The sequence below is a fragment of the Chryseobacterium sp. AC405b genome, from assembly GCF_979258685.1.
This window is the reverse complement of sequence record NZ_OZ409877.1, coordinates 2,016,288-2,030,005: the sequence shown is the minus strand read 5'-3', so window position 1 is coordinate 2,030,005 and position 13,718 is coordinate 2,016,288. Positions and strand designations below refer to the sequence as shown.

The following is a 13,718-nucleotide window of genomic DNA, read 5'->3' as shown; positions in this document are numbered from 1 at the left end:
ATTAACCGAAAAATTAACAAATAATAATTTCAATCGCTGCCCTGAGATTGTTTTTTTTAAATTTTACAATTGATTTTATTTAATTCAAAAATACAGTCCAATTTTGAATTTCAATGGCAGGATTTTCTTTATCTATAAATGTTAAAAAATAATTCTTAGCCATTTGCAGTATTCTTTCTTTATCATCAATAATAGAAAGATTATATATACCAAAAGAAGTTCCACTGTTAAGCGTTAAAAAGTGGGCAAGATCTGTCTCCATTCGTATAAAACAATCACTAAATGCCCATTTATTTCCATATTCGTCTCTAAATGTCAATATTCCTAAATCATTTTTGGAGAATAAAGCACCAGTATCTATATCAATCAAAAATTCGGAATTATTATTTCGTTTTTTGATGATGTGAGGCAGGTATTTTAAGTTTAGTAAATTTGTGTTTTTCATATTTATAATTATTTGAATTTTATCCAATTACCTGAATAAAGCTTTCCTTTTAGCTCAGCTTCATATTTTGGATCACAGATGAATAATACAGATTCCTCAATATTATCTTTTTCCACATCCTGAATCAACTTTTTATCTTTTTCAGAAACTATATTATGAGGATTTGAAAAATCTAATTTTAAACCTGTGGATAATTTTATGATTTGATCATTGCTTTTCCACGAGCATATCTTTTACCATATTTTCAGCTCATTACCTCCTGCGGGCATATAAAGAAACAATGGATCTGCATTAGTACTTTCTCCCATACTGCCGTCTTCTTTTTTGTAGTTAAACTTCATGTCCAGCCCGGAGGTCATTTTACCTTTGTGCCAAAGGGCTACCACTTTGCCATCCGCATAAAATTGTAAGTCGCAATCATCCAAAGGATAAAATTCTTTATCTAGAGCTTTTGAAGAAGGTGTGATCAAACGATCTGGATTTACTGAATAAAATTTCTTTAATTCTCCCAATGTTTGATAAGTAGTATTGGATACTTTTCCGAAAGAAAACAAATTTGCCCGTATATATCCTTCAACATCATTATTTTTTGAGATGTTCTGAATTTCCATATATTTTTTCTTTACCAGATCTTTTATATTGGGTATTTGGGTCAGATCCTGTGCTTCTTTAAGATCTTTGGAATAGTCAAAAGGCACCTCTGCATTAAAGGTTATTACACCTTCATAGTAAGGGAGCTTTTGTGGTTCCAACCCTTGCGGAAGGACAAATTCTCCAATTACTTTATAATCTTTCAACGAGCTGTCTTTATCCGGCGCACTGTAGGCTTTTACCTGTACATGTGCATACTTGTTGAGGTATTGCTCGCCTTCTTTGGGATATACTTTTATTTTTACTTTCTGCTCGCCGCTTGTAGTGATCATTACATTATATGGGATCATCATGCTCTCGCCCCTGTTTTCTACAAAACGGTAATCATCCATATAACTCTCTATAATTACAAGGCATCCCTGTTTGCTTATCTGTACACTGTATACAGGCTGTATGGCATATTGTTTTACATATTTTTGAAATCGTTCTTCTGCTAACTTTTCCATAGTCTCTTTTGTTATTTCTTTTTTCTGCCCTTTACAATCGGTTAAGCTTAAGGTCATTAATAATAAACCCCAAATTTTTAAATTTCTCATTTTTTGTTTTCTATGATATAATATTTTCCTTTATATAAATCCGGAACAGGCTCCAGCAGTTCATAAGGCTTATCCGTTGCTTGTATAGGTTTGTGAGACTGTAGAAACATTTTTACTTTTTTACCATACTTTCAGCTCATTACTTCCTGCGGGCATATAAAGAAATAATGGATCTGCATTGGTTTTTTCTCCCAGACTGCCATCTTCTTTTTTATAATTATATTTCATATCCAATCCGGAAGTCATTTTCCCTTTATGCCAAAGTGCCGCTACTTTGCCGTCGGCATAGAATTGTACCTCGCAATCATCCAGAGGGAAAAATTCCTTATTAAGTATAGTTGGCTCAACCATTCCATAAGGATTTCCTTTTCTATAAGTATATTTTAATTCGTCCAATGTCTGATAAATAGTATTTGATTTCTTTCCAAAAGAAAATAAATAAGCTTTTACATATGCTTCAAAATCATTATCCTTTGAGATGTTTTGAATTTCCAAATATTTTTTCTTTGCCAGATCTTTTATATTAGGTATTTTGGTGAGTTCCTTAGCTTCTTTAAGATCTTTGGAATAGTCAAAAGGCACCTCTGCATTAAAGGTTATTACACCTTCATAGTAAGGGAGCTTTTGTGGTTCCAACCCTTGCGGAAGGACAAATTCTCCAATTACTTTATAATCTTTCAACGAGCTGTCTTTATCCGGCGCACTGTAGGCTTTTACCTGTACATGTGCATACTTGGTGAGGTATTGCTCGCCTTCTTTGGGATATACTTTTATTTTTACTTTCTGCTCGCCGCTTGTAGTGATCATTACATTATATGGGATCATCATGCTCTCGCCCCTGTTTTCTACAAAACGGTAATCATCCATATAACTCTCTATAATTACACGGCATCCCTGTTTGCTTATCTGTACACTGTATACAGGCTGTATGGCATATTGTTTTACATATTTTTGAAATCGTTCTTCTGCTAACTTTTCCATAGTCTCTTTTGTTATTTCTTTTTTCTGCCCACAGCTTATAAAAGAAAATAGCAGCATTACTAATAAATTTATATTTCTTACCATATTTTCAGTTCATTACTTCCTTTTGGTATATATAAATTAATAGGTGTGTCATCAAATGCTTCTTTAGTTTCACCAGTTGTATTTTTATATTTAAATTTTTTACTTAAACCACCTGTTAGGGTTTTTTTATGCCATAAGGAGACTACTTTTCCGTCAGCATAGAATTGCAAATTACAATCGTCTAATGGTAAAAACTGTTTGTCAAAACCCTGAGAAGATGTAATGCTATAAGTGTTTTCTCCGTACTTTTGAAAAAAGGCAATAGTTTCCTCTAGGGTTTCATATGTAGTATTTGAATACCTTCCAATATAAAAACTATTTAATTCAACAAATTTTTTAAAATCATTATTTCTTGATATCTCTTGTATTTCTAAAAATTTCTTTTTAACTAATTCATTTATATTAGGTATTTTAGATAAATCAGTGGCTTGTTCTAAGTCTTTACTATAATCAAATGGAACATTAGCGTTAAAGGTTATGATTTCTTCATAATAAGGTAATTTCTTAGATTCTAAACCTTGTGGAAGAGTAAAAGAGTTTATTTTTTTATAATCTTTCAGTGAGCTGGCTTTATCCGGTGCATTATAAATATTGATATCAATATGGGCATATTTAGTAATGTATTCTTCTCCTTCTTTGGGATACACTTTAATTTTAATTTTCTGCTCTCCACTCTTCGTAATCATATAATTGAAAGGTAGCATCATACTTTCGCCACTGTTTTCTATAAAACGGTAATCTTCAGAATAAGACTCAATAATAAGACGGCAACCTTGCTTACTAACTTGCATACTATAAACAGGTTTTGTCTTATAATCGGTATAATATTTTGATATTGTTTCTGTTATGAATTGTTTCATATTTTCTTGGTTATTTAAATCTACTTTTTTGTTTTGTCCTTTGCAATCGGTTAAGTTTAGAATCATTAGTGTCAACAGACCCCATATTTTTAAATTTTTCATTTTTTGTTTTCTATGATATAATATTTTCCTTTATATAAATCCGAAACAGGCTCCAGCAGTTCATGAGGCTTATCCGTTGCTTGTGTAGGTTTGTGAGACTGTAGAAATGTTTTTTTACTTTTTTACCATATTTTCAGCTCATTACTTTCTGCCGGCATATAAAGAAACAATGGGTCTGCATTGGTACTTTCTCCCATACTGCCGTCTTCTTTTTTGTATTTAAACTTCATGTCCAGCCCGGAGGTCATTTTACCTTTGTGCCAAAGGGCTACCACTTTGCCATCCGCATAAAATTGTAAGTCGCAATCATCCAAAGGAAAAAATTCTTTATCTAGAGCTTTTGGAGAAGGTGTTATAAAAGGGTTTCCCTTTCTATAAGCATATTTTAACTCTTCTAATGTCTTATAATTAGTATTGGATATTTTTCCGAAAGAAGACAAATTTGACCGTACATATCCTTCAACATCATTATTTTTTGAGATGTTCTGAATTTCCATATATTTTTTCTTTACCAGATCTTTTATATTGGATATTTTGGTGAGTTCCTTAGCTTCTTTAAGATCTTTGGAATAGTCAAAAGGCACCTCTGCCTTAAAGGTTATTACACCTTCATAGTAAGGGAGCTTTTGGGGTTCCAACCCTTGCGGAAGGACAAATTCTCCAATTACTTTATAATCTTTCAACGAGCTGTCTTTATCCGGCGCACTGTAGGCTTTTACCTGTACATGCGCATACTTGGTGAGGTATTGCTCGCCTTCTTTGGGGTATACTTTTATTTTTACTTTCTGCTCGCCGCTTTTGGTAATCATATAATTGAAAGGGAGCATCATAGCCTCCCCCCGGTTTTCTACAAAACGGTAGTCTTCTGAAAATGCCTCAATTAGCACCCGACATCCCTGTTTACTGATCTGAACGCTGTATACAGGCTGTACAGGATAGTGTTTTACGTATTGATATTCTTCTGTTGCTAACTTTTCCATAGTCTCTTTTGTTATTTCTTTTTTCTGCCCTTTACAATCGATTAAGCTTAAGGTCATTAATACTAATAAACCCCAAATTTTTAAATTTCTCATTTTTTGTTTTCTATGATATAATATTTTCCTTTATATAATTCCGGCACAGGCTCCAGAAGTTCATAAGGCTTGTCTGATACTCCTCCTTCAATGCTTCCCAAACCTCCCATTTTTAACTGTGCCTTCGCAGTTACATATACTACCATTCCACCAAAGCCCATGTTCATTTCAAAATACACTCCTTTATTGGAGATTCCGTGTTTTCCTGCAAATACCAATGAAGTTTCTCCTTTTGCGGAGCCTTCTGCTTCAAAACCCAAAAATGCTTCTTCGCCCTCAGGTGCATTAAAGCTTATTTTGGGTACTTCAGCACTTGCTTTCACTCCTAATTCTGCACCGATACCCAGCGTAGTGGCTGCTTCCAGCTCACCGCCCTTTTCTTCGTTTCCTATTACAATGTTTCCTTTAAAATCTAGCTGGCCGAAAGCGTAAAGATTAAACCATATATCAGCGGTAAGGGGTGTATACTCATTAACAGCGTCTTTTATCATCCTTACTGCCTTGAATACAGGGCCTGCAACAGGAAGATATTCTAAGCATGCAATAAGATCCAGCTTGCCTGTACCTTTGATGAGAGGGGTGAATCCGAAGGAGATTGTTCCCGTTCTTGCAACGCCCGGCTTGTCTTTGATGATATCTAATTTCCAATTAGCTGTAATGCTGATTACGGGATAATCTATCTGAAACGTGATAGGAGATTTTCCTAAAAAGCCGGGAAGCTTTGAGGCTATTCCTGCAGCCATTCCTTTCCTGACTTCCGTTACTCCAGATATATTATCTAATGTGTCTTTCACCTTTACTATAGTACTTAGCACCTCTTTTATGGTATCTGCATATCCTGATGAAACTTCTCTTTCAAAGTCTCCTGTTTTCGCCTTAATGGCTAATTCAAAAGACACATCCTCATTAAGCCAACGTTTGTTGTTAGCAGCTTTCAGAGCTTGTTCCTGATGCTTTTTAAAGATATCACCTGCAGGCATATTGGTGTGAGAGTAGGCTTCCGGCTGGGTGCTGCTTATCTGAAACTTAAACTCCCACTCTATATCAGGAAATACCCTAATCTGCGCTATCTGATTGGGATAACGGCAGGTGCTTATCGGGAGAAAATAGGTCTGGGCTAAATTTTCTGAAAGCCAAAAATAATTGAACATCCAGAAAGAATCAATTGTTTTATCTATTAAACCTTCAGTTGCAGAATAAGTTTGTGATACAGAAGGGGTATTAGATATCTTTTTATCATAAACGTAAACAACTTTTTGTAAGGTAAAGGTTGCAGATTTTCCTTCATCTTTTATCACAAAATCATCATTTTCTTTCCACTCCAACATGGCAGCACCATCTATTTCATGATCCGAGACCTGGTCGTAATCGTCATCGAAAGTGCCTGTTTCACCTTTGTGGTCTTTATCTTTTTTGTATTTAAATTCTTTATTTTCGTAGTTACTTTCAGGCTTTGAAATACTTTCATGCTTTTTTAAAAGTGGGTCAACGGGAGGTTTATAAACCCGTAAGTTATCTATTTTAGCAGGATATTCTTTTTCTACTTTATCATTGCTCCATATTTTTATAGGTTTGGCTGTCCAGATTCTACCTGTCTGAAAAACATTATGCAGATTACTGTGTTTTTTGTCTTTATCCAATAGTACGCTTTGGCACAGCACATCTTTTACGGTAAGCCCTTCTACTGTTATTTCTACCTTTTTAGCCTTTTTTGGCTCGTCTCCTGTTATAATATCATAAGATGTGTAAGTTTTATCAATATTCGTATTACTCTTTCCCTCTTCAAAAACAACATATGGAGATGTTCTGGACGTATTGCCAAGCTCTTTAACGCTTATTTTGGAAAAGCCACAAGGATCAAACTCACGATAACTATAATTTACATCCCCGATATATTGTATCATATTGGTTTTTTCCTGTTGGGTAAGAAGTATTATATCAAGAGCAGATTTTTTTACCACGAAAAAATTTTGAGTAAGGTAGCTTACATTATGCTCATCTTTTCCAGAATTACCCATGATACTGTAATTCTTTTTTGCAATATTGAATGAGTAATAGGTACTCTTATTGGTATCTACAATATGAATCTCTAATGAATATTTTTTATAATCTTTTCCCTCATGATAATTATTTTTCCATTCTTCACTAATGGTGAATGAAATTCTAAAAATATTATTTAAGATACCCGAATTGGGGGTTGTAACATATTTTTGAAAGCGGTTCCTTTAAAAAAGCTTTTTGTTCTAATATATTCCCTTGATCATCGCATAAATAAAGCTCTACATTGTAGTCATGAGGATTAATATCTTCATCCAAAGTACTTTTTCCAAATCTATGAATCGAAATTTCTACAAATGTTTGGCTGTTATAAGACAATAACCCATCATTCGGGCTACCATTTTCGATCGTAATTTTGTTAGCAGGTGCTTCAAAAAAAGCATATCTCAAATATTTTTCTATGCACGGGACTATAGTAAAGAAAAGTCCTGCATTTGGTATTTCATTAAAAACCTCTACCCTATATCCTGTCCCTATCCATAAACTTGATATGCTATCGAAATAAAATTCTATAAAAGCCCCTTGCTTATACTGATTCCCAATACCTAAAAATTCTATAGGCTTTACGCCTCTGTTTGTATTAAATATTCCCCATTCAGTATAAAGTTCCCCTTTTTTCTTTTTTAATGCTGTATCAAAAAAAGAATCCATAATGTATGCCCACTTTGCTTCTGAAAATTTTTTAGAAATCTCCAGAGTTCCTTTTTCAAAAAATTGTTCGTTTGGCTCTATATAAAATGTATATTTTTTTCCTTTAATCAAATAGACAGTATCATTTTGATTAACAAATTTTTCAAATTTGTCATCTATTTTAAGCCCACATCTAATAATTCCTTTCCCCATATTATTCAGCATTTAAAAATTGATATGGATTTTCTTTCTCAAAATTTTTCATATTGACCACAGGCAAGACATGAGAAAGTAATTCTTCATCTGCATTTTTGAAATTCTGCTTACCGGGTTCAGCTACTTGCCCGCTTTTGAGGATAATGATGCAATCCCTCCCGCCAATCGGGCAGGTTGCCTTGCTGTCTTCCGTTAAAACATAGCCTTTTGGCGGGTCGTATAGTACTTTTTTGTAATATCCGCTCCACTGTGTTACTGTTGCAGTGCAGGGATTGTTGTTCATTTTTGCGCACGAGCCAAAGGTGTTTTTCTCAAAGGTTGCTCCAATATCTTTGTGGGTAGCCGCAAGTTTGCTTTTGCCTTCGTGGTCGTTTAAGTAGTATTTGCTGTGGGTAAGGACTTTAAGCTTGTCGGGTGTAGTTCCAAAGTTACATTTGCAGGTTGCACCCTGAACGATCATTTCTTTTTGTGCCATCTTTTTGTGTTTTATTAATTAAAAATAGTTAATTATTTGATAAATTCAAGAGATTTGTTTTAAATTTCAGTAAATTTTTATCTTTAATATAAGGAGAGAAATAAATCCATGCTTTTTCATAAACCTGTTGCCTGTTGCTGGTAAAAACAGTAAAAGTGTTTTTTTCTTCATCATAATACTTGTTCCCTACTTCGTAACTGCCCGATTCGTATCCGTCTTCTGTTATTCTTACGAAGCTTAACTGGTTATTGTCATTATATATCCATTTGTTACCCAACTCGTCTTTAAAACTGACATACTTGCCATAACTGTAATTTTCTACAAATGCAGCTCCTGTTTTTTCATTGCTCATTTTCACACAATAGTCTAAAAAGTTCTCCCCGGCTTCACAATACACAATAAGTATGGGTTTATGATACCTGAACTCACATACCGGACTGAATAATTCTATAGGGAATCTTTCATATAAATTGTTTCTTTTGATTACAGTAACATCAACATCATCTTTTATAAATTTCAAAAAATAATTAGCTGCATGATGATAAATCTCTTCGGCGGTCTGAGTATGTTTTAGAGTTGTATTATCCCAATAAACCGAGCATCCTGAAAGAAACAACGGAAAGCTTTTATCGTATTCTTCACAATGATATAGTATCCCTGATTTTCCTGTGTATATGAATTTATTTCCTTTTCCGTCATCAAATGAAAGCGTATTTTCTGATGCGTCATATTTTAAAAAGACACCATGACGGGAATGAAAAATTTCATACACATCTACGCCAATGTATTTTTTAATACAATCATCATAATTGCACTTAAAAAAATCATGGATATTTTCTAATTTTTTGTTAGTCATTTGTATATGTTTCAGATTGAAAATTCACCCCAAAAAATCCCAAAACCCTTTTTTTGCCTGTTTCTCTTTGTAGAGTTTGTATTGTTCTTCTTCAAAGTCTTTCCACTGCTTATAAGTGTAATCCTTTCCTTCATAGGTTTTATAAATTTCATGATCTTCATCTTCATCATCGTGAATCAATAATGGACTTCTTTTTTCGGGCGGAGCGGTTTTGTTATTCTCGGTGTTTTGCTGATATTGGGTAAACTCCGTTTTTTTTATTGTGGTTTCTTTTCCTTCTGCATCTTTTGAATAAACCTCGAAATAAACTCTCGTGTGCATGGGAAACAGATAATAAACATCCAAGTCAAAATAAGCATTCAGCCTCATAAAAACATTTTTTTCAGAACTGCTATTACTTTTATGATGATTCGGTATAAAATAATCAGGAGCTGCCATTTCGTCGGATTTAAAATGAATTTCTACCGAATGATAATCAGTAATTTCAGTATTGATTTTTTGCGTTCCTGTAAAATGTATCGTGGATTCGTAAGGAACAAGAGCCAGGTATAAATCTGTTTTTGATGAATGCTCTTTTCCGTAATCAATATATTTCGGATGAAACAGCAGATTCCAAAACCAGTCATACTGCATACTTTTTTCAAAAACTCCCCTGCTTTCAAGATTTCTCTCAAAAGCATTGTAAAAAGCCTGTACTATTTGAGTATTATATTTCTCGGTAGCTTTGAGTTTGTTTCTGTGCCAACGGCTGTTTACAATATGGTTAAAATTGGTAATTCCAAGAAACGCTCCTGCTTCATTAATCCCTACCTGAATAGGATAAATCGTTTTTAACAACTCATCTGTCATCATCTCATTGATTAAATCAGGCTCATGCTGATCAAACCAGAGATTGGTTTTATCAATGTCTAATAACCATGTATTATTGTTGGAAGTTATGGTGAGTTCAGCCTCGTAGTCTATTCTTTTGGAGGGAATGTTTTTTTGTCCGTCAAAATACTTTACCGATACTGCATACTTTCGGGATCTCAGGTTTCCGAAGTTAAGTTGTAGGGTATTATTTTTCAGGGTAATAGCCTGTTTTTTCATTAAATGCGTTTTCTAAATATAAATATAAACAAAGAAATCGAAATTTAATTCCTTTGGTAAATATTTTATTTTATTTTGTTTTTACATTGTTGTGGAAGACTGTAAACACATGGTAGATCTTCTAAATTATTAGGATAAGATTTTCTCAACATCAATATGTAATTGTTTTGGTTTTCGTATCTTGGTTTTTAACAAGACTGAAAACCAACATCTATGAAAAAAACACGCTTGAAGAATTGTCAGCACTCAGTTGAAGCCTCTTATACAAAGTAAAATAATGCCCAAGCATTAAGCTTGAGCATTTTGCTAATATTTCCTGTGTTGCTTGAAATTTCGACTGTTTGAGTAAAGAGAGACGCTATTTACCGATACAAAACTTAGAAAAAATATTCCCCAACACCTCATCATTAGTTACTTCACCAGAAATTTCACCAAGATGTTCCAAAGCATTTCTCAATTCATAAGCCAAAAGTTCTGTAGAGATTTGGGTGGTGATGGCTTCTTTCACTTTATCAACAGCCTTCAGAGATTTTCCTAAAGCTTCAAAATGACGCTGATTGGTGATTACTACATTATTTTCTTCGGATTTTAACTGTTCAACATAAGATGACAATTCGTCTTTTAAATCCTGAATATTTTGATTTTCTACAGCTGAAATGGTAATAAAATCAAAATCCTGCGAAATTTCTTTTCTGAAAATATTTTCAGCCGATGTATAATGATGGGGTAAAACTTCATCAATTTTCGTGGCACAGATAATAAGCTTAAGATCATCTCTTTGCAAAGATTTAATCATATCAATATCTTCAGAAAAATTTTCTGTTCCGGCATCTGCTAAGTAAACAAGAATATTGGCATTCTGTACTTTTTCTTTAGCTTTCTGTACACCAATCGCTTCAATTTCGTCCAATGTGTCACGCAAGCCTGCGGTATCAATCAGGCGGAAAGCATGACCTTTTATATGTAAAATTTCTTCAATCGTATCTCTCGTCGTTCCGGCAATACTGCTTACAATTGCCCTTTCTTCCTTCAGCAAAGCATTCAGCAAAGTAGATTTTCCGGCATTGGGTTTGCCGATGATAGCGACTGCAGTTCCGTTTTTAATTGCATTTCCATACTGGAAACTTTCAATAAGAGAATTTAACTTATTTTCAATTTTATCAAGCAGTTGATTCAAAGCCGACCTGTCTGCAAATTCTACATCTTCTTCCGCAAAATCCAATTCCAATTCAATTAAAGAAACAAAATTTAATAGATCTGTTCTTAAAAATGAAATCTCGTTGGTGATTCCTCCTTTGAGCTGATTCAGAGCTACTTTTCTTGAAGCTTCATTTTCCGAAGCAATCAAATCGGCAATTGATTCTGCCTGACTGAGATCTATTCTGCCATTCATAAAAGCACGCATCGTAAATTCACCTGCTTTAGCCATTCTTGCTCCGTTTTTTATTAAAACTTCCAAGATTTTCTTAGCAATGTGCGGTGAGCCATGAAAAGAAATTTCAACAGAATCTTCAGCGGTAAAAGTCTTTGGAGCTTTGAAAACCGAAACCATTACTTCATCAATCATCTCTTCATTATCTTTGATAAATCCGTAATGTACAGTATGTGATTGAGCATATTCAAGGTTTTTCCCTTCAAAAATTTTTGCAGAAACTGAAATAGCATCGTCTCCCGAAATTCTGATAATTCCGATAGCTCCGATTCCGTTGGCTGTTGCAAGTGCGCAGATAGTGTCATGATTCATGTTGCAAAGATAACGGTTTTGTAGATTTAAAATATTGACACTAAAAAAGCCTTGCGAAATTAACACAAGGCTTCTTTTACGTTATGTAAAAATATTTACTACAAAGGTTTTACTAATTGCAAAAACCATTCTTTCACTTCACCTTCCAGATAGGGAGCGATTTTTTCTTCACATTTTCTATGATAGTCATTCAACCATTGAATTTCTTCTATTGATAAAATTTCTTTTACGACGGTGTCTGTAAAGAACGGACAGAACGTCAATGTTTCAAACTCATAAAAAGTTCCTGAATCTGTAGCTACAGACTCTTTCACAGCGATTAAATTCTCATGACGAATTCCGTATTCTCCTTCTACATAATATCCGGGTTCATTTGAACAAACCATTCCCGGAAGCAATTCCTGTGGATTCAAATCTTTTCTGATATTTTGCGGACCTTCATGTACATTCATAAAACTTCCTACACCATGACCCGTACCGTGATTGAAATCTTTACCATTCATCCACAACGGAAGTCTTGCAATTGCATCCAGCTGTACGCCTCTCGTCCCTTTCGGAAATTTCGCCATCGACAGACGGATTAATCCCTGCAAAACCAAAGTTGAGTTTACCTTAAATTCTTCCGATGGAGTTCCCAAAGCAAAAGTTCTTGTAATATCGGTCGTTCCTTCAAGATACTGCCCTCCAGAATCAACCAAAATCGTTGATTCATTGGTTACTTCCTTACTCCCGTCTTCTTTAGCCGAATAATGCATGATCGCACCATTATCTTTATATCCTACAATACTTCCGAAGCTTTCCCCAACAAAATTTTCGCCTTCTGCACGGAAACCCTTTAGTTTTTGTCCAATAGAAAATTCATTCATTGTCTGTTTTCCGGCATTGTGAGTCAGCCAGTGTAGGAATTTCACCATTGCAACGCCGTCTCTTACCATTACTTTTCTGAAACCTTCCAGTTCAGTTTCATTTTTTTGGGCTTTCATCAGATTTCCCGGAACAGCAGCTTTTACAAACTGGTTGCCAATTTTCAAAGCTTCAAAAATTGACTGATTGCTGTTGGGCGAAATCAAAACTTTTTCATTTCTGATGGTTTTCAGATGATTATAAAATTCTTCGTAAGGCATCATCTTCACCCATGCTTCGTCCATCTGTTTTCTTGCATCAACATCCAATTTATCAAGATCTGTAAACAGCATTACTTCATTTTTCGTAATGATAATGTATCCTAAAAATACAGGATTGCTTTCTACGTCACTTCCTCTCAAGTTCAGCGTCCAGGCAACATCATCAAGACTTGAAATGATATGAACTGTCACTTCCTGAGCTTCCATTTTCTGGCGGATGGCAGCAATTTTATCCATTACAGATTTCCCTGCTCTTTCTACAGGATGCGTATAAATCGGATTTTTTGAAGATTCACCTCTTTCTTTCCATACATATTTCAGTAAAGGAAGGTCAACTAAAGTTATGTTTTTTGCGTGTAATTTTTCAAAAAGCATTTCCCAGTTTGCATGAGAAGTCGCCAAAGCATTGACTGCTACTTTCCCATTAGCCGGGATTTCTGAGATGATCCAGTCAATATAATTTGGAGTTCCTTCCATTCCGTCTTTAAAAAGGTCAATTCCTGAACCTTCTAATTCAATGGGAGCTTGTGTAAAATACCTTCCGTCAGTCCAAAGTCCGGCTTTGTCCTTCGTAACAACCACAAAACCTGCAGATCCTAAAAAACCCGATAACCATGATCTTTCCTGCCATTCTTTAGGCAAATATTCACTCATGTGCGGGTCAGCAGAATATACGATAAAGGCATCAACATTATTTTTATGCATCTCCTCTCGAAGTGCAGCTACTTTTTCCTTTGAAGTCATTATTTTAAAATTTTAAAACCGAAAGTTACAAAAAATCAAGTTCACCTATT

12 protein-coding genes are annotated in these 13,718 nt (G+C 34.5%); all 12 read right to left on the bottom strand.

Features of this window, described 5'->3' with window-relative positions; all coding sequences use genetic code 11:
* Positions 1-79: 79 nt before the first annotated feature.
* The 12 genes from ACZZZA_RS09810 to ACZZZA_RS09755 all read right to left on the bottom strand — a co-directional run bounded on the left by ACZZZA_RS09810 (position 80) and on the right by ACZZZA_RS09755 (position 13,668).
* Entirely contained in the window at positions 80-445 is a 366-nt protein-coding gene (locus tag ACZZZA_RS09810) for a hypothetical protein (protein ID WP_463431380.1), read from the bottom strand.
* Between the two features lie 233 nt (positions 446-678).
* Complete coding sequence (locus ACZZZA_RS09805; RefSeq protein ID WP_463431379.1) at positions 679-1,632, bottom strand: hypothetical protein; 954 nt, start codon at positions 1,630-1,632, stop codon at positions 679-681.
* 120 nt (positions 1,633-1,752) lie between these two features.
* Complete coding sequence (locus ACZZZA_RS09800) at positions 1,753-2,613, bottom strand: hypothetical protein (RefSeq protein WP_463431378.1); 861 nt, start codon at positions 2,611-2,613, stop codon at positions 1,753-1,755.
* Between the two features lie 77 nt (positions 2,614-2,690).
* A complete protein-coding gene (locus ACZZZA_RS09795; protein ID WP_463431377.1) occupies positions 2,691-3,659 on the bottom strand; it encodes a hypothetical protein in 969 nt (322 codons plus the stop codon).
* Between the two features lie 122 nt (positions 3,660-3,781).
* Positions 3,782-4,639, bottom strand: coding sequence for a hypothetical protein (locus ACZZZA_RS09790; RefSeq protein WP_463431376.1), 858 nt, complete (start codon positions 4,637-4,639; stop codon positions 3,782-3,784).
* An 89-nt stretch (positions 4,640-4,728) separates the two neighbouring features.
* On the bottom strand, positions 4,729-6,750 hold the full coding sequence (locus ACZZZA_RS09785) for a hypothetical protein (protein ID WP_463431375.1): 2,022 nt from the start codon (positions 6,748-6,750) through the stop codon (positions 4,729-4,731).
* A 154-nt stretch (positions 6,751-6,904) separates the two neighbouring features.
* A complete protein-coding gene (locus ACZZZA_RS09780; RefSeq protein WP_463431374.1) occupies positions 6,905-7,633 on the bottom strand; it encodes a hypothetical protein in 729 nt (242 codons plus the stop codon).
* Position 7,634: 1 nt separating this feature from the next.
* Positions 7,635-8,111, bottom strand: a complete 477-nt coding sequence (locus tag ACZZZA_RS09775) for a DUF4280 domain-containing protein (protein ID WP_463431373.1) — start codon at positions 8,109-8,111, stop codon at positions 7,635-7,637.
* Positions 8,112-8,139: 28 nt separating this feature from the next.
* Positions 8,140-8,967, bottom strand: a complete 828-nt coding sequence (locus ACZZZA_RS09770) for a hypothetical protein (protein WP_463431372.1) — start codon at positions 8,965-8,967, stop codon at positions 8,140-8,142.
* Positions 8,968-8,991: 24 nt separating this feature from the next.
* Positions 8,992-10,056, bottom strand: coding sequence for a hypothetical protein (locus ACZZZA_RS09765; protein ID WP_463431371.1), 1,065 nt, complete (start codon positions 10,054-10,056; stop codon positions 8,992-8,994).
* Between the two features lie 358 nt (positions 10,057-10,414).
* Entirely contained in the window at positions 10,415-11,800 is a 1,386-nt protein-coding gene (gene mnmE / locus ACZZZA_RS09760; RefSeq protein WP_463431370.1) for a tRNA uridine-5-carboxymethylaminomethyl(34) synthesis GTPase MnmE, read from the bottom strand.
* Between the two features lie 98 nt (positions 11,801-11,898).
* On the bottom strand, positions 11,899-13,668 hold the full coding sequence (locus tag ACZZZA_RS09755; protein WP_463431369.1) for an aminopeptidase P family protein: 1,770 nt from the start codon (positions 13,666-13,668) through the stop codon (positions 11,899-11,901).
* Positions 13,669-13,718: the final 50 nt, after the last annotated feature.

Bases quoted from the DNA above. Each gene is read 5' to 3' on its own strand.
- ACZZZA_RS09765 (WP_463431371.1), bottom strand. From the start codon at position 10,056: ATGAAAAAACAGGCTATTACCCTGAAAAATAATACCCTACAACTTAAC.
- ACZZZA_RS09780 (WP_463431374.1), bottom strand. From the start codon at position 7,633: ATGGGGAAAGGAATTATTAGATGTGGGCTTAAAATAGATGACAAATTT.
- ACZZZA_RS09810 (WP_463431380.1), bottom strand. From the start codon at position 445: ATGAAAAACACAAATTTACTAAACTTAAAATACCTGCCTCACATCATC.
- ACZZZA_RS09800 (WP_463431378.1), bottom strand. From the start codon at position 2,613: ATGGAAAAGTTAGCAGAAGAACGATTTCAAAAATATGTAAAACAATAT.
- ACZZZA_RS09775 (WP_463431373.1), bottom strand. From the start codon at position 8,111: ATGGCACAAAAAGAAATGATCGTTCAGGGTGCAACCTGCAAATGTAAC.
- ACZZZA_RS09805 (WP_463431379.1), bottom strand. From the start codon at position 1,632: ATGAGAAATTTAAAAATTTGGGGTTTATTATTAATGACCTTAAGCTTA.
- mnmE (WP_463431370.1), bottom strand. From the start codon at position 11,800: ATGAATCATGACACTATCTGCGCACTTGCAACAGCCAACGGAATCGGA.
- ACZZZA_RS09795 (WP_463431377.1), bottom strand. From the start codon at position 3,659: ATGAAAAATTTAAAAATATGGGGTCTGTTGACACTAATGATTCTAAAC.
- ACZZZA_RS09770 (WP_463431372.1), bottom strand. From the start codon at position 8,967: ATGACTAACAAAAAATTAGAAAATATCCATGATTTTTTTAAGTGCAAT.
- ACZZZA_RS09755 (WP_463431369.1), bottom strand. From the start codon at position 13,668: ATGACTTCAAAGGAAAAAGTAGCTGCACTTCGAGAGGAGATGCATAAA.
- ACZZZA_RS09790 (WP_463431376.1), bottom strand. From the start codon at position 4,639: ATGGAAAAGTTAGCAACAGAAGAATATCAATACGTAAAACACTATCCT.
- ACZZZA_RS09785 (WP_463431375.1), bottom strand. From the start codon at position 6,750: ATGGGTAATTCTGGAAAAGATGAGCATAATGTAAGCTACCTTACTCAA.